The sequence below is a fragment of the Pseudoramibacter porci genome (assembly GCF_009696145.1).
In the GTDB taxonomy this organism is placed as follows: domain Bacteria; phylum Bacillota; class Clostridia; order Eubacteriales; family Eubacteriaceae; genus Pseudoramibacter; species Pseudoramibacter porci.
The window spans coordinates 19,301-35,334 of the sequence record NZ_VUMO01000009.1 but is presented as its reverse complement, the minus strand read 5'-3'; the positions used below and the strand labels follow the sequence as shown (position 1 = coordinate 35,334).

Sequence of the window (16,034 nt, the reverse complement as noted above, 5' to 3'; positions counted from 1 at the left end):
CTCCCCTAAACTTTATCCGGTGTCAAAGTGTGACGATGGTGACAATGTTTTTCACAGCGTGCTGCTCTCAAAAACATTGACACCTTTGACACCGTTTGTCACGCCGTCTGCTCGGTTTCTTTCCAAAGTGAAACCTTTCTTCCGTCGTGTGTGCGGCTGTTCTGATAACGGATACCGTAATCACGAAACAGCCTGCTTGCGTTGATACTGAGCCTTAAAGAAAGTACATTCGGCTTTATATCCACCGCAAGCCTTTCGCAAAGTTCCGAAGCAGTTCCTTCCCATCTGTCACTTTCCGAAAAGAGCGTATCCGCTATCTTCTCAAGCAGAGGTTCGGGCGGTTCTTTCCACATCTCCGTTTCCGATTTTGCAAAGTTCCACACCAATCGCTCGCTGTCCCTTACAAGATGGATTTTCATATCCTGCTGGTCTCTGCCAGCAACATCAAGTGTGGCATTGTTGGAAGTACGCTTGTCCTTACTGAGAACAAATGCACCGTCTGCCGCACCCATCAGACCATTCGTGCCTGAAATCATATCGAATATATCTTCCGATTTTTGTTTGCGTGTATGATGAACAATAAGCATTGAAACCTTGTAACTGTCTGCCAACGCTTTCAGCCTTGCCACAACATCATAATCACTTGCGTAGCTGTAATCTGCTCCGCCTGCTTCACGCACACGCTTTAAGGTGTCTATGATAATCAAGCCTGTGTCTGGGTGTTCCCTCATAAACCCTCTTATCTGTTCTTCCAGTCCGCCATTGACCGTTTTACATTCCGTTGCGAAATACAGATTGCCTGTCTCCTTTGCACCGAACATCTGAAACAATCGCTTCTGCAAACGTGGGTAATCATCTTCAAGGGCAAAATAAAGCACCGTTGCCTTACGCACCTTATACTCCCAAAGCGGTGTGCCTGTGCTGATATGATAGGCAAGCTGTGCCATCATAAAGCTCTTTCCCACTTTCGGGGAACCTACGAAAAGGTAAGTTCCCCTTTGGAGCAGACCGTCGATAAGTGGTGTCTGAACCTCAAACACCGTATCATACAGCGTTGTCATTGATACTGTTTTCAGATAGGAAGGGTCTAACTGTCTGAGTATTTCCCTTTGCATTTCTTCAAAAGATTGCTCGTACCCCTTGAAATCCGTATCCTGATTGACTATACTATTGTCAGTACATTTGGAAAGTGACTGTTCCGCATCTGTTGCCGCAGATACATTTGGAATAGTCATTTCTTTTTTATTCTCCATTCGCATCCTCTCCTTTCAAACCGCCGAGAATAATGGAAATCAGTTCTATTACACTCAGCAGTTCATCATCCACACCTTTTCCTGCTTCAATCCTTTTCAGTTCCGCAAGGACTGTGGCAAATTCCGTTTTCAACGCCTTATACACTCTCGGATTGCCCTGTACCACCACATCCTGATTTAAGCAACGGCGGTAACAATACTCCTGTTTTGGCAATCCTGATAGAGCTACAGCTCTGTTAATGAGTTCGTTTTCTTCGGGCGATACTCGAAACCCTACTGTGATATTCCTCCAACGATTTTTGTTATCTCTGTTCTTAGCTGACATTTTCAAAATCTCCTTTCCCTAAATCATCTAATTTTTCTGCCATCTCAATCTGCTTTGACGGAAAGAGGTGTGCGTACTGATAAGTAATATCAATACTTTCGTGACCAACTCGGTCAGCAATCGCCACCGCAGAAAAGCCCATATCAATCAAGAGTGAAATGTGGCTGTGACGGAGATCGTGAATGCGGATACGCTTCACGCCTGCCGCCTTTGCCCCTCTGTCCATCTCGTGATGAAGATAGCTTTTCGTCACCGTAAAGATACGGTCTTTCTTCTTCAATCCGTAAAGCATACCGAGATATTCTTTCATTTCCTCACACAGAAACTTCGGCATTTTAATCGTGCGGTTGCTCTTTTTCGTTTTCGGAGAAGTAATCACATCCTGCCCTTTCAAACGCTGATAGGATTTATTGATTGTGACTGTTTCCTTATCAAAGTTGAAATCTGCCGGAGTCAAAGCTAACAGCTCGCCCTCTCGGATACCGCACCAGTAAAGCATTTCAAACGCATAAAAGGAAACAGGCTTGTCCATCATCTCAAAAGAGAATTTCTTGTATTCTTCCTTTGTCCAGAACAGCATTTCCTTGTGTTCCTCACGTCCCATATTTCCCACCTTTGCCGCAGGATTGGAACGCAGTTCATAGTAGCGGACAGCGTGATTGAAAATGGCGGACAACTGATTGTGCAGCGTTTTCAGATACGTCTGTGAATAAGGCTTTTTCTTCTCATCACGATAGGCAAGCATTTCATTCTGCCAAGTAATAATCTCCTTTGTGGAAATCTCGCTGATTTTCAGTTTCCCGAAATACGGAAGTATCTTTGTGCGTATGATATGCTCTTTGGTAAGCCACGTGTTTTCCTTCAAACGGTTCTTCACATCATTGATATAAAGCTCCGTAAAGGCTTCAAAACTCATATCAAGGTCTGAAGAAGTCTGCAATTTGAACATTCTTTCCCATTCCTGTGCTTCTCGTTTGGTAGCAAAGCCACGCTTGCATTTCTGCTTGCGTTCCCCTTTCCAGTTCACATACCTTGCCATCACATACCAAGTACCGTTATCTTCATTCTTAAATACCGGCATTTACATTTCCCCCTTTCCTGCTCCGTAGAGCCTTTCGTAAAAATACTGGCGATTTACACGCCCTGCAATCGTAATAAAGCCCTTTGCTTTCAATTCCTCATTTAATTGTCTGATGAGTTTATATGCATAAGGTTTTGATACGTTTAGTTCCTGAGCCACATCTTCGGCTCGGATAAATCTGTTTTCCATATCCTTTTTCTTCCTTTCTTAAAATAATTTTTTGCTTGCCGCTTTCTCCGTGTTAAAGTTCCAACAGGCACTCCTGCTTGTCGGCAGGCGCTGTGCTGTCCCAATGCACCGCAGTACATCAGGCGCTCGCTCGTATAGGGGTTCCCGAAAAGTCGGAGACTTTTGGGGAAGAGGAGGAGCAGTGCAGCGAATGAGCTTTTGTGCTTGCACACAAGCGAACGATACGGAACTTGCTCCGACGAGGTCTTGGCGGTTTGGCTTTTCGGACGGTCATTCAGTTGTCGCATTAAGCATATTTGTTTAATTCGTAATTTATTTTACTAAACATATTTGCTATTGTCAAGTGGTTGCAAAGAAAATATTAAACATTTTTGTTTCGGTTTTTCTTGACTTCCACTAAACATTTCTGCTATACTTATTTCACTAAATATAAAAGGAGCGTATCATTATGGCTATCAGCGAAAGAATACATTTTTTCAGACTAATGCGTGGTATGACACAAAAGTATCTCGGTACAGCAATCGGTTTTCCAGAAAAGAGTGCTGATGTGCGTTTGGCACAGTACGAAACTGGTACACGCAAACCGAAAGCAGACCTTACAAATGCATTGGCACAGGTGCTTGATGTTTCTCCACAGGCTCTTGATGTTCCTGACATAGACAGCTATATCGGTCTTATGCACACTCTGTTTACCCTTGAAGATATTTACGGTCTTACTGTCAGTGAAGCAGACGGAGAGGTATGCTTAAAGGTCAACAAGGACAAAGGCAGAGAAGCATATGAACTCCTCAAAATGCTGTATGCTTGGAAAGAACAGGCAGACAAGCTATCTTCCGAAGAAATCAACAGAGAAGAATACGATAACTGGCGTTACCATTATCCAGAGTTCGACACCACACAGCGTTGGGCAAAAGTTCCATCACAGGAATTAAGTGACGCTCTCGTGGAAGCATTCAAAGACCACTTGAAAGATAAATAAGCACCTACAGGACCTGCCACTGGCAGCTCCCTACAGATGCTTTGGCAACGACAAAAAAGCCCTTAACTATGGTTATTAACCACAGCTAAGGGCTTAGTTTATAATATGGAATTTGTTCAGAGCCAAGCTCCGAACTTTAGTCTGCAAGCCACCTGTTAATTGTTCCGTTACCCATAAACCACTGGATAACAAGAATAATGGCACTTGCTATGACTGTTATCAATTTGTTATCAAAAGACTAATCGAAATCGCTGAAACCCGCATAAACACTGGCTTTTTTAAGCAACTCGATTTATTCTAACTCAATCGTTCCTGGCGGCTTGGAGGTCAAATCGTACATGACGCGGTTGACCCCTTTGACTTCGTTGATGATGCGGTTCATACACGTCTGCAGCACCGACCACGGGATTTCAGCCGCTTCAGCCGTCATGAAATCCGAGGTGATCACGCCCCGCAGCACCACCGCGTAATCGTAAGTCCGGTCGTCGCCCATGACGCCCACACTTCTCAAATTAGACAGCGCCGCGAAGAACTGGCCTTTGCCCATGTCGATGCCGGCTTTTTCCAATTCTTCCCGGTAGATGGCGTCCGCTTCCTGGGTGATCTTCACCTTTTCCGGCGTCACTTCGCCGACGACGCGGATCCCCAGACCCGGCCCCGGGAAGGGCTGGCGGAACACGAGGTTTCTCGGAATGCCGAGCTCCAGCCCCACTTTTCGCACTTCGTCCTTAAACAAATCCCGAAGGGGCTCGATGGGGGTCTGGTCGAAGCCCAGCTCGACGACCATTTCCTGCGGCAGGCCGCCCACATTGTGGTGGGATTTGATCACCGCACCGCCGTTGCCGGCGCCGCTTTCGACCACGTCGGGGTAAATCGTCCCCTGGGCCATGTATTTAAAGCCGCCTTCGTCGGTCAGCTTTTTGGCTTCTGCGCCGAAGATTTCGACGAACAGAGCGCCAATAATTTTCCGTTTCTGTTCCGGATCGGTCACGCCCTTGAGCTTTTTAAAATAAGTTTCCCCGGCGTTGACCCGGATGAAGTTCAAATCGAAATCCCCCTTCGGGCCGAACACCGCTTCGACTTCGTCGCCTTCATCCTTGCGCATCAGCCCGTGATCGACGAAGACGCAGGTCAGCTGCTTGCCGATGGCCTTGGAGAGCAGCACAGCGGTAACGGTCGAGTCGACCCCGCCGGAGAGTCCCAAAAGCACCCGGTCATCTCCGATTTTTTCTTTGAGGGCCGCTACGGTGTCTTTCACAAAGGTGTTCATCTGCCAGGTGCCGGCGCATCCGCAGACTTTTGTCAGGAAATTCTGCAACATCTTCTTGCCCTCCGGCGTGTGGACCACTTCCGGGTGGAACTGCACGGCGTAGAGCTTTTTGTCCGGATTTTCCATCGCGGCGATCGGGCAGTTGGGCGTGTGGGCCGTCACGGCGAAGCCTTCCGGCGCCTTGGCGATGTAATCCGTGTGGCTCATCCAGCAGACGGTATCCGCGGCCACATCCTTCATGATCAGGCTGTCCGGTCCGTCGATCGTCAGCTTCGTGTGGCCGTATTCGCTCACCGGAGCCTTTTTCACTTCGCCGCCCAAGGTGTGGGCCATGAGCTGGGAGCCGTAGCAGATCCCGAGAATCGGAATGCCCAGCTCGTAGAGCTCTTTCTGATATGTGGGCGAGGTGGCTTCAAACACGCTGTTGGGCCCGCCGGTCAGGATGATGCCCTTGGGCGCCATGGCCTTGAGCTCGTCGATGGGCGTTTTGTACGAATGGATTTCGCAGTACACCTGGCATTCGCGGACACGTCTGGCAATGAGCTGCTTGTACTGCCCGCCGAAATCCAGCACCACCACCAATTCCCGCGGCGGTGCCGATTGCTTTGTCGTCATAATTTTCTCCTGTTCTTTCACGTCTTTTTACTGTTCAATCTGTTCGAAAGCTTCTTCCATGGCGAGGGATAGACTCGGAATCGGGTGAACGATCCGGGCCAAATCCATGGTCGTCCCTTCCATGACCATCAGCGCCTGAACCTGCGCGATGAATTCGCAGGCGTTTTCGCCGATGATATGAACCCCGAGGATTTCGTGGTATTTGCCGTCCACGATGACCTTGACAAATCCCTGCTTGTCGTTTTTAAAGAGGGAGCCCGGTTCGTCGCCGAGGGGCGCGAGGCCGACCTTGATGTCATCGTGTTCGATGGACGCTTCCTGGGTTGTCAGGCCGATGCTCGCCACTTCCGGGAAGGTGTGAATGAAGTGGGGCATTTGATACACGTCCATCATCCGCCGCGGCTTGTCCCGATCCTCGGCCACGAGGTTTTCGATGAGCATCTTCGCCTGAATCCGCCCTTCGTAAGGCATTTGGCACTGGCCGGTAATGCCGCCGACCGCGTAGACCTGCTTCAGCGACGTCCGGTTGAAGCTGTCCGTCACGATAAATCCGTCGTCGATGTCCAGGCGAAGCTGGCTCAGGCCGGATAAATTGCCCTTGTAAAGCGTGGGCACATAAATCGTCGAGGAGATGACGGTGTGCTCGGTCTTGGGGCGTCCGCCTTTCCTTTCGGCCTCTGCGTCCACCGACGCCAGCTCAATGTGGGTCATCTTCAGGGAATCTTTATAAATGTCCACCGGGCGCATTTTTAAATAAACCTTCGTGCCCCGGCGCTTCATCTGTTCTTCGAGGCGGCCGACAATCTGAGCGTCCAGATTTTTGAGCAGCGCCGACTTGTCCGTGACAATGGACACGTGGGTGCCGAGGGTCTGGAACAGCGAAGCCGCCTCGCAGGCGCGCACGCCGGATCCCAAAATGGTCATCTCTTCGGGAATCTTGTTGAACTCGCACACGCTGTCGTCTTCGACCACTTCCGTGTAATGCTTCAAGGTTTCCCGTTCCTGAGCTTTGAGCCCCGTCGCGACGATCAGCCGCTTCCAGGTCAGGCGGATCTGATTGCCGTTTTCTTCCTTGACGTCGATCATCCCGTTGGTCAGCGGCCGCCCCGCGCCGGAAAAGACGTACACGCCGGCGTCGTCGAGCTGTTTGCGCAGCTTGGCTTCCTCCTGGCGCACCGTTTCATCCTTTTCGGCGACGAGCTGATGCATGTCGAGGGACAGCTTGCCGATGACGATGCCGTGATGGCCGCGGTAGCGCATGCAGTGGCGGATAAACCGCGCGTTTTCGTGATAAAATCCCGCCGGGATGCCTTCTCTCAAAAACTTCCCGCCGAAATCTCCAGCGACCAGCGCCGTCCGGTAGCCGGCCCGTCCCGCTTCCACAGCGGCGGTAATGCCGACGATGCCGCCGCCCACCACGACAATATCAAAATTTCTCGGAATATCCACAATATTATCGCTTAATTCCTTAGATAAATTGGGTTCGATCATTTTTCCTCCTTCGGCTTCATTTGAAAGAGCGCATCCGGATTTTCCAACAATGTCTTCAGCGCGTTCAAAAAAGCCACAGACGCTGCGACATTGGCCGCCCCGCGCTTTTGCGACAGGGTCAGCGAGGCGATGTAATGCATGCCGCCGATCTGCATATCTTTGCGCACGGCGCCCACCGCCAAAACCGGCGCCTTCTGCTTGTCGCAGATATAATTGACCCCGACGCCCTGGCCGAGGGACAGGATGTGAAGCCCGGCGCTGTCGTCTGAAGCGTCCAGCCGGCCGGCTTCAATGTCTTGAAGGGCTTGGCCGCGCTGTGCGGCGAAGGCCGTAGGCGACGCAATATCGTCGGCGTCAACTCCCGGTGTGCACACCAGTCCTTTGGCTTCGCTGAGGGTCATCAGCACAATTTTTCTGCCCGCCCCGCAGGCCTTGGGGTGCAGGGACAACGCGCGCGCGGCCGCCGCGGCGACGTAATCCGTCAGCTCCGCGCCGTCCTTTTCCGACTGATTCCGGCAGGCATCGTGGATTTTTGTCACGTCCACCGTCATGTCCAGCGCGTAGGGGCCAATGGCCACCGCATCGTCCGGATCTTCGCGGTGCGCCAAACGGCCGAGCGCCTCCCCTTGGGGCGAGGTCTGTTCCGCCATGGCCGACGCCGCCACGTCTGATGCCTTTGCGCGTTTTGGCGGCGCTTTCTGCGTGAAAGAATCCTCCATATTGTCCCGAATGGCCTGATAGATTTTCGCAGCCACCGGATCGTGATGGCCGAGAGGCGACGGGGCTTTTGGCTGATCCCCGTGCGTCGAAGGCGTCTGGGGTGCTTCCTTCGGCGCAGCTGGCTCTGCCTCGGCCTGCGTTTCGGCCTTCACAGCCGCGTCTTCCTTCGGCGGCTTCGTCTCTTCGGCCGCATCGGGATGGGTTTTCAGCCATTGGCGGACATCGTAGCGGACGATGCGCCCGTTGGGGCCGCTTCCCGGAGCGAGCTTCGATAAATCGACATGGTGTTCCTCGGCGAGCTCTCGGGCCAAGGGCGATACGCTGACCACACTGACGTCGTTGGGATCAAAATCGTCCAGATGAAACCCGGTGGATTGATCCTGCGCCCCGCCTGCCAGTTCATCCGCTTCCGCCGGCGCTGCTGTTTCGTCTGCCGCCTGTGCTTCCTCAGCGGCCCCTTCAGGTTCCCCTTCAGCGGCGGCTTCTTCCGGCGTGTGCTCCGCCGGTTCATCTGGCGCCGGCTGATCGGCCGGCTGCGCTGTATCCGCTGCCGCCGTTTCGAGTTTCGGCTCTTCCGGCTGATCGAGGGTTTCCTGCATATCCTGACGGCGCCCGTTCTGGGCCCGTTTTTCAAAAATTTTCTTTTTTTCTAAATAAATATCGATATCCCGTTCCGTAATGCGCCGTTCCATTCCGATTTCGGACAGCTCCTGGAGGTCAACGCCCTTTTCCTGGGCGTAGCGTCTCGCCGCCGGTGTGGCCGGCAGGACCTGCTTGCTGTTTCCGGACGGCCTTGGCCGGCCGCCCAAACGCCTTAAGGAAAGACGGTCATTCGCGGATTTTGCCTTTTGGTCGCCCATCAATCAACCCCCAAAAGGTCGTAGACAGACTGCACCACATCTTCTGCCTTCGGCGTCACCACGTCTTCTAAGCCCTTGTTGTAGGGCATCGGCACGTCGAGTCCGCAAAGTCTGAAAATCGGCGCTTCGAGATAATCGAAACATTCGCTTTCCGCGACCGACGCTGAAATTTCCGCGCCGAGTCCGCCGGTCTTGCTTTCGTCGTGAACGATGAGCAGATGCCCCGTCTTCTTAACCGACTTATAAATCGCATCCATATCCAAAGGCGCGAGGGTCATCGGGTTGATCACTTCCGCGCTGTAGCCGTCGTGATCGAGGATGACGGCCGCCTCGAGCACCGAGACCAGAGCCGCGCCCCAGGACACCACTGTCACGCTGCTGCCTTTGCGTTCGGTGTAGGCTTTGCCGAGGGGCAGCACGTAGTCCTCTTCGATCGGCACCTGGGTTTTGTACCCCAGAAGGTCGCGGTTGATTAAGAAGACCACGGGGTTGTCGTCGCGAATCGCCGCTTTCAGCAGTCCTTTGCCCTGGGCCGCGTTGGACGGTTCGACGACCTTTAAACCCGGGATGTGGGCAAAGAGGCTTTCGAGGGTCTGGCCGTTCTGGGGCTGATCGCCGCCGCCCACCGGCACGATCACCGTCATCGGCACATTGACCTTGCCCTTGGACCAGTAGAAAGGCCGCGCTGCTGTCTGCACCAATTCGCCGAAGGCGGTCAGCGCCTGATCCATCGACGCCAGCTCGACAATCGGTCTGAGGCCGGTCATGGCCGCGCCCGCTGCTGTGCCGATCACCGCCTGCTCCGACGACGGGGTGTCGAGCATTCTGTCTTCATCGAGTCCGAGGGTAATGCCGCAGCTGCCGCCGCTTTCGCGCACATCCTGCCCCATCACCACGATGGATGGGTCTGCTTTCATTTCTTCCTGCAATGCCTGACGCATCGCTTCCTTGAAGGATAATTCTTTGATTTCCATGATCCTGTCCTCCTATGCAAATACCGGTGTCAATGCGTCGTTCATCGCCGGATCGTTCGACGCTTCCGCGTAGCTCAGCGCGTCGCTCACACTGCGGGATGCATTGCTTTTAAGCTGATCCAGCACATTCTGCTTCATGCCGTAGTCGTCCACCAGGGACTTTTCAAAGAGCGTGATGGGGTCGTGCTGCTGCCAGATCTTCTGTTCGTCGACGCTGCGGTAAAGCTGGAGATCGTTCGTGTCGTAGCCGCAAAGCCGGTAGGTCTGCGCTTCGATGAAAAACGGCCCTTCCCCAGCTGCCGCGTGCGCCCGCGCCTTTTCGACGGCCATGGCCACCGCAATGGCGTCGTTGCCGTCAACGGTCACCGCCGGAACCCCGCAGCCCTCGACCACGGCTTTGATGTCCTGCGCTGCCAGGTGATCTTCAATTGCGGTGGCCCCGCTGAAGAAGTTGTTTTCGATCAGAAAAACAACTGGCAGTTTCCAGAGCTTCGCCAGATTGAGGGATTCGTAAAAAGCGCCTTCGTCCAAAGTCCCGTCGCCGCCGAAGCAGAGCACGGCCTGCCCGTCTTTTTTTTGCTTGTGGGTCAATGCCGCGCCGCAGGCAACCGGGTAACCCGCGCCCGGCGCCGGGCTCGTCCCTAAATTGTGCACCGAGGCATCCGCCAAATGGGCCGATCCTGCCAAGCCGCCGTCGATGCCCACCGCTTTGCCTAAAACTTCAGCCATCATGCTCTTGATTTCCATCCCCGAGGCGATGGCCTGAGCGTGGTTGCGAAAGCTCATCACCACATCGTCTTCCGGATCAATGGCCATGCAGGCCCCGACGGCAGCGGCTTCCTGCCCAATGGACAGATGGGACACGCCGTTGATCTTGTCCGATGCGCTGATGGATTTTAAGGTTTCTTCGAAAAACCGCGCTTGGTTCATGCGGTAATACATCGTTGCCAGTAATTCTTCAGTAAATTTCATATTGAACGCCCTCCACTTTTGTGCTGGTTCTTTTTAATTCATTAATGTCAGAAAACTGTTGATGATCATTAAATCTTCTGATGTTGTGATTTTGATGTTATTGTAATCTCCCGGGATGATGGCGACGGGCAGACCTAAACGCTCGACGAGAGCGGCGTCATCTGTCGCCTCGATGTCATCCGCAATCGCCTTTTCGTACGCGTTTAAAATCAGTTGGTAATCAAAAGCCTGAGGGGTCTGCACCTCGTAGAGCACCCGGCGGTCGAGGGTCTGATTGACCGTCAGCGTGCTGCTGCCGTCGCCTGCCGGCTTCACGGCCTTGATCGTGTTTTTCGCCGGGACCGCCGCAATGGCCGCTTTGTACTTCAGTGCAAAATCAATGCTGTCATCAATTAAAATCTCGCCGATCATCGGCCGTGCGCCGTCGTGAATGAGTACCACATCGCAGCGCGGGTCTGCCGCTTTTAAACCGCAATAAACCGACTGGCTGCGCGTTTTTCCGCCTGCGGTCGTCCTGATCGCGTGTTGAAAGGTGTGCGCTGCCGCAATATCCCGCTTATAAATCTCCCGATCGTCCGGATTCAAGATGACGATAATTTCGTCAACCCGTGGACTTTCGTCGAAGGCCCGAATCGTCCAATACAAGATCGGCTCGTCCTTGAGTTTTAAAAACTGTTTGTTGGTTTTCGTCCCCATCCGCCGGCCCCGGCCCGCCGCCGGAATGACGACCGAGACAAAGGGGCGCGCGTCAGGCGTTTTTGTTTTCAATGGCTGCTATCCTTTCCGCAGCGCTGTCGTCCTCGCAAAGCGCTGTGATCCGTCTGGCCGTCTCGCCCTTGGCGTCGTCCCGCCGCAAATCGATACGCAGAATCGGCGCGAAACCTTCGTCCTCGAGGAGATCCGGCCATTCACAGAGGATGAGGCGGCCGTCGTCGAGATAATCCTCAAAGCCGATTTCCTGCAGCTCCTCGTAATCTTCGAGACGGTACAAATCCATGTGCACCGCCGCCGCGTCCGGCCCGTACTCGTTGATCAAGGCGAAGGTCGGACTGGTCACATCGGCATCGATACCGAGACCGCTTACGATCCCCTGAGTCAATTTCGTCTTGCCGGCGCCGAGATCGCCGGTCAAAAAAATCAAGCCGCTCGCGCCTTGAAGCGCCTGTCCGATTTTCTGGCCAATGGCCAGGGTCTGCTCCGGCGAGGCGCTTTCCCATTTTTTCTCGATCATCATTCCTGGATGTAGTGGGCCATGAAGTGGCGGAGCCGTTCGATGGTGTCGTTGAGCTGAATGGGACTCGGCAGGAAGACGATTCTGAAATGGTCGGGTTTGGGCCAGTTGAACCCTGTGCCCTGAACGATGAGGACTTTTTCCCGTTTGAGTAAATCAAGGGCAAACTGCATATCGTCGGTGATGTTGAAAGCCTCGGTGTCGATCTTGACAAAGGCGTACATCGCGCCGCTGGGCTTCGTGCAGGATAAGCCCGGGATGGAGTTGATGCCTTCGTATACAATGTCGCGCTGTTCGTGGAGCCGGCCGCCCGGCGCGATCAAATCCTGAATACTCTGGTAGCCGCCGAGGGACGTCTGGATCGCGTACTGCGCCGGTACATTCGCGCAAAGGCGCATGGTCGACAAAATGTGGATCCCTTCGATGTAATCCTTCGCGCATTCCTTGTTGCCGGAAAGCACCATCCAGCCGACGCGGAATCCCGGCACGCGGTGGCTCTTGGACAAGCCGTTTAACGTGACGACGAGCACATCCTCCGTCAGGCTCGCCATATGCGTGTACGGCAGGTTGTCGTAAATGATGTGGTCGTAGATTTCGTCAGAGAAGATGATGAGACCGTTGTCTTCCGCAATCTTGACAATGCCTTCGAGAATTTCCTTCGGGTAGACCGCGCCGGTCGGGTTGTTCGGGTTGATGACGACGATCCCCTTGGTTTTGTCGGTGACCTTCGCGCGGATATCGTCGAGATCCGGGTACCAGTCGCTCTGTTCGTCGCAGAGATAATGCACAGCCTTGCCGCCGGCCAAGGTCGCCGCCGCTGTCCACAGCGGATAATCCGGCATGGGGATCAGCACTTCGTCGCCGTCGTTGAGCAGCGCAGACATGCAGAAGCTGACCAGCTCGCTGGAGCCGTTGCCGATATACACGTCGTCTTCGTCGACGCCCATGACGCCCTGGGTCTGGTAATATTGGACGATCGCCTTGCGCGCCTGGAACAGCCCCTGTGAATTGCAGTAAGCTTCTGAATCTTTTAAGTGCAGGCGCACGTCGCGGATGACTTCGTCCGGCGCATTCATTTCAAAATGCGGCGGGTTGCCGGTGTTCAGCTGAATGATGTCGATGCCTTCCCGCTGCATACGATCAGCTTCCGCGACCACTGGCCCGCGGATGTCGTAACACACATTGTCCAGTTTATGGGATTTCTGAAATTGTCTCATGATTTCCTAACTTCTTTCTCTTTATATTTTTTTATCCTGATCGTCAAGAATCCGCTTGATGACCGTTTGATAACCGGTTCCGTGCTTCAGGCATTTGTTGACCCGACTGATCGTCGCTGAGCTTGCGCCCGTTTTCTTTTCGACGTCAATAAATGTCTTCCTCTCCGCCAACAAAAGGGCGATCATCAATCTGTGGGACATGTCCTCGATCTCTTTGATCGTGCACATATCGTCGAGGAGGGCTTCGCATTCCTCCGGTGTCTCGAGGGACAGCAGTGCTTTGATCAGCACGTCACGTTCCTTTTCCATGAATCATACCTCTATTCTTTGCTGATACGCTTGCTACATAAAATATACTACATTATACCACTTTACTGTCGCAAGTTAAACCACCCGTTCTAGATTTATTCGTGAAACCCCGGGTGTTCTGTGTTATAATTGGAACGATTTTAGATTAAAGAGGAGAACCCTATGAAATTATACAACACGATGACCCACCGCAAGGAAACCTTTGAACCCATCGAAGCTGGGAAAGTCAAAATGTATTCCTGCGGCCCGACGGTCTACAATTATTTTCACATCGGCAACGCCAGACCCTTTATCGTGTTCGACGTGCTGCGCCGCTATCTCGAATACGTCGGCTACGATGTGACCTTCGTTCAAAATTTCACCGACGTCGACGATAAAATCATCAACCGTTCCCACGAAGAAAACTGCACCGCCAAAGAAATCGCAGACAAATACATCAAAGAATATTTCACCGACGCCGACGCGCTGGGCATCCGCCGCGCTGACGTGCACCCCCGTGTCTCCGACACGATCCCGGAAATCATCGACATGGTTCAGACCCTTGTCGATAAAGGCCTCGCCTACAATATCGACGGCAACGTGTACTACGCCGTGGAAAAATTCCCCCATTACGGCTGCCTGTCCGGTCAGAACATCGAAGACCTTGAAGCCGGCGCCCGCATCGACGTCAACGACGAAAAGCAGAGTCCGCTGGATTTCGCTGTCTGGAAAAAGGCCAAGCCCGGCGAACCCTATTGGGAAAGCCCCTGGGGCAAAGGCCGCCCGGGATGGCACATTGAATGCTCAGCCATGAGCCGCAAATTCCTCGGCAAGACCATCGACATTCACGGCGGCGGCCAGGATCTGATCTTCCCCCACCACGAAAACGAAATTGCCCAATCCGAAGGCGCCAATGGCTGCACCTTCGCCCACTACTGGGTCCACAACGGCTACATCAACATCGACAACGAAAAAATGTCCAAATCCAAGGGCAACTTCTTCACCGTCCGGGACATCGCCAAGAAGTACGATCTGGAAGTCGTCCGCATGTTCATGCTGATGGCCCACTACAGAAGCCCGGTCAATTTCTCCGACGAATTGCTGACCCAGGCCAAAAATGCCCTCGAACGCCTGTACACCGCCAAGTTCCAGATGCAGTACCTCCTCGATCACTGCGAGGACAAGGCCCCAAGTGAAGACGAAGCCCAATGGGTCGATCATCTTCAGCGCTACAACGATCAATTTATCGCCGCGATGGACGACGATCTCAACACCGCCGACGCCATCGCCGCGATGTTTGAGCTCGTCCGCGACGCCAATTCGACCCTGATCGAAACCTCATCGGTGCAGACCGTCAAAGCGGCCCTTCACATGTTTGACCAGCTCTCCGACGTTCTGGGTCTGGCCACCAAAAACAAGGACGAAAAAGAAGGCAGCCTCGAAGACGAAATCGAAGCCCTGATCGAAAAACGCCAGGCCGCGCGCAAGGCGAAAGATTTCGCGACGGCCGATGCCATCCGCGACGATCTCGCTGCGAAGGGCATCATTCTTGAAGACACACGGGACGGCGTCAAATGGCACAAAGCATGACAACCATCGCCGCCCGCCGGGACGACGCCAACATCTTGGCGGAGCTTAACAAAACCTATTCCAAGTCGGAAGCGCGGATGATGAATCCGCTGACCCTCGCCTACATCGGGGATGTGGTCTACTCCGACTACATCCGCCGGTATCTCGTCGCCGAGGGCATGACCAAGGTCGACCGCCTGACAAAGCGCTCCATCGACTACGTCCGCGCCTCGGCTCAGGCGAAGGCGATCCGCCTGATGCTGCCGGAGCTCACAGAAGACGAGCGCGCCATCGTCCGCCGGGGCCGCAACACCAAAAGCCTGCCGCCGAAACACGCCGACGTGATGGATTACCGCTACGCGACGGGGCTCGAAGCGCTGTTCGGCTACCTGAATTTGACGGGCAGCCGCAAAAGAGAGCTCACCCTCATGGCCCGGGCCATCGATCTCACCGAAAATGCTTAAATCGACACAAAAAAAATCCAAAGCTGATCGACTTTCAGCTTTGGATTTTTTTATTGCAGCACTTGCTTATTCTGCATCTTCTTTTTCTTCTGCATCATCCGATTTTTCATCTAATGCATCTGTTGAAGCTGCTTCTTCTGCAGGTTCTTCTTCGGCTGCATCGGATGCTTCTGCTGCTTTATTTTCAGATTGCACTTTTTCCGCTTTTTTGTCAGCGCCGATGCCCATCTTATCGATAACCTGCGCAACAACGGCACACATCACCGCGAAGAACAACTGCGGCAGCGCGTACTGCATAATCGCGAGGACAATCTGCTGAACGATGTAACTGGTCGGAACACTCGTACCCATCGCCTTGTACTGTGCAGCCATCGAAGCAACCTGCGACACGGACAGGAAAATGCCGTAGAAGAATGCGGCTAAAAAGATAACAGCCAAAACGTTGAGGACGACCGAACGCCAACCCAATTTGTGTTTTTCCATGAATAAGACTCCTTTAATAAAATATGATTTATGATTACGCCGTCTAGTCTATC

The 16,034-nt window shown here is 53.3% G+C and carries 17 protein-coding genes; 3 read left to right on the top strand and 14 right to left on the bottom strand.

Features of this window, described 5'->3' with window-relative positions:
* Window positions 1-98: 98 nt before the first annotated feature.
* From FYJ52_RS07335 to FYJ52_RS07320, 4 genes are read right to left on the bottom strand one after another with little or no spacing between them, the layout of a single operon-like run.
* Entirely contained in the window at window positions 99-1,253 is a 1,155-nt protein-coding gene (locus tag FYJ52_RS07335; RefSeq protein ID WP_009247525.1) for an AAA family ATPase, read from the bottom strand.
* Window positions 1,243-1,578 (bottom strand): plasmid mobilization protein, encoded by a 336-nt coding sequence (locus tag FYJ52_RS07330; RefSeq protein ID WP_009247526.1) that lies wholly within the window; start codon window positions 1,576-1,578, stop codon window positions 1,243-1,245. Before FYJ52_RS07330 ends, FYJ52_RS07335 begins: the two co-directional genes overlap by 11 nt.
* Complete coding sequence (locus tag FYJ52_RS07325; protein WP_009247527.1) at window positions 1,568-2,659, bottom strand: site-specific integrase; 1,092 nt, start codon at window positions 2,657-2,659, stop codon at window positions 1,568-1,570. Before FYJ52_RS07325 ends, FYJ52_RS07330 begins: the two co-directional genes overlap by 11 nt.
* Window positions 2,660-2,848 (bottom strand): helix-turn-helix domain-containing protein, encoded by a 189-nt coding sequence (locus FYJ52_RS07320; protein WP_009247528.1) that lies wholly within the window; start codon window positions 2,846-2,848, stop codon window positions 2,660-2,662.
* A gap of 448 nt (window positions 2,849-3,296) precedes the next feature.
* On the opposite strand from FYJ52_RS07320, the gene FYJ52_RS07315 reads away from it, so the two are divergent.
* Window positions 3,297-3,827 (top strand): helix-turn-helix domain-containing protein, encoded by a 531-nt coding sequence (locus tag FYJ52_RS07315; RefSeq protein WP_009247529.1) that lies wholly within the window; start codon window positions 3,297-3,299, stop codon window positions 3,825-3,827.
* Window positions 3,828-4,119: 292 nt separating this feature from the next.
* Here FYJ52_RS07315 and guaA read toward each other — a convergent pair whose 3' ends face one another.
* Genes guaA through FYJ52_RS07270 form a run of 9 tightly spaced genes read right to left on the bottom strand, consistent with a single transcriptional unit; the run spans window position 4,120 to window position 13,486 of the window.
* On the bottom strand, window positions 4,120-5,712 hold the full coding sequence (gene guaA, locus FYJ52_RS07310) for a glutamine-hydrolyzing GMP synthase (protein WP_154576578.1): 1,593 nt from the start codon (window positions 5,710-5,712) through the stop codon (window positions 4,120-4,122).
* Between the two features lie 27 nt (window positions 5,713-5,739).
* Window positions 5,740-7,203 carry an FAD-dependent oxidoreductase gene (locus FYJ52_RS07305; protein ID WP_154576577.1) on the bottom strand — a complete coding sequence of 488 codons (1,464 nt, stop codon included), beginning with the start codon at window positions 7,201-7,203 and terminating at the stop codon, window positions 5,740-5,742.
* A complete protein-coding gene (locus tag FYJ52_RS07300) occupies window positions 7,200-8,783 on the bottom strand; it encodes an E3 binding domain-containing protein (RefSeq protein WP_154576576.1) in 1,584 nt (527 codons plus the stop codon). The genes FYJ52_RS07305 and FYJ52_RS07300 overlap by 4 nt, the downstream gene beginning before the upstream one ends.
* Window positions 8,783-9,757, bottom strand: a complete 975-nt coding sequence (locus FYJ52_RS07295) for an alpha-ketoacid dehydrogenase subunit beta (RefSeq protein WP_154576575.1) — start codon at window positions 9,755-9,757, stop codon at window positions 8,783-8,785. The genes FYJ52_RS07300 and FYJ52_RS07295 overlap by 1 nt, the downstream gene beginning before the upstream one ends.
* Before the next feature lie 12 nt (window positions 9,758-9,769).
* Window positions 9,770-10,729 carry a thiamine pyrophosphate-dependent dehydrogenase E1 component subunit alpha gene (locus FYJ52_RS07290; protein ID WP_154576574.1) on the bottom strand — a complete coding sequence of 320 codons (960 nt, stop codon included), beginning with the start codon at window positions 10,727-10,729 and terminating at the stop codon, window positions 9,770-9,772.
* A 33-nt stretch (window positions 10,730-10,762) separates the two neighbouring features.
* The gene (gene ispD / locus FYJ52_RS07285) at window positions 10,763-11,497 is read right to left on the bottom strand and encodes a 2-C-methyl-D-erythritol 4-phosphate cytidylyltransferase (protein WP_235901569.1); all 735 of its coding nucleotides are present in this window, start codon (window positions 11,495-11,497) and stop codon (window positions 10,763-10,765) included.
* The gene (gene tsaE, locus FYJ52_RS07280; protein WP_154576573.1) at window positions 11,478-11,960 is read right to left on the bottom strand and encodes a tRNA (adenosine(37)-N6)-threonylcarbamoyltransferase complex ATPase subunit type 1 TsaE; all 483 of its coding nucleotides are present in this window, start codon (window positions 11,958-11,960) and stop codon (window positions 11,478-11,480) included. The genes ispD and tsaE overlap by 20 nt, the downstream gene beginning before the upstream one ends.
* The gene (locus FYJ52_RS07275; protein WP_154576572.1) at window positions 11,960-13,177 is read right to left on the bottom strand and encodes a pyridoxal phosphate-dependent aminotransferase; all 1,218 of its coding nucleotides are present in this window, start codon (window positions 13,175-13,177) and stop codon (window positions 11,960-11,962) included. Before FYJ52_RS07275 ends, tsaE begins: the two co-directional genes overlap by 1 nt.
* A 21-nt stretch (window positions 13,178-13,198) precedes the next feature.
* Entirely contained in the window at window positions 13,199-13,486 is a 288-nt protein-coding gene (locus FYJ52_RS07270) for a YerC/YecD family TrpR-related protein (protein ID WP_154576571.1), read from the bottom strand.
* A 162-nt stretch (window positions 13,487-13,648) separates the two neighbouring features.
* On the opposite strand from FYJ52_RS07270, the gene cysS reads away from it, so the two are divergent.
* The gene (gene cysS, locus FYJ52_RS07265) at window positions 13,649-15,055 is read left to right on the top strand and encodes a cysteine--tRNA ligase (protein WP_154576570.1); all 1,407 of its coding nucleotides are present in this window, start codon (window positions 13,649-13,651) and stop codon (window positions 15,053-15,055) included.
* A complete protein-coding gene (locus FYJ52_RS07260) occupies window positions 15,040-15,498 on the top strand; it encodes a Mini-ribonuclease 3 (RefSeq protein WP_154576569.1) in 459 nt (152 codons plus the stop codon). The genes cysS and FYJ52_RS07260 overlap by 16 nt, the downstream gene beginning before the upstream one ends.
* Before the next feature lie 66 nt (window positions 15,499-15,564).
* Here the strand turns inward: FYJ52_RS07260 and FYJ52_RS07255 are convergent, their stop codons facing one another.
* A complete protein-coding gene (locus tag FYJ52_RS07255; RefSeq protein ID WP_154576568.1) occupies window positions 15,565-15,981 on the bottom strand; it encodes a hypothetical protein in 417 nt (138 codons plus the stop codon).
* Between the last annotated feature and the right edge of the window lie 53 nt (window positions 15,982-16,034).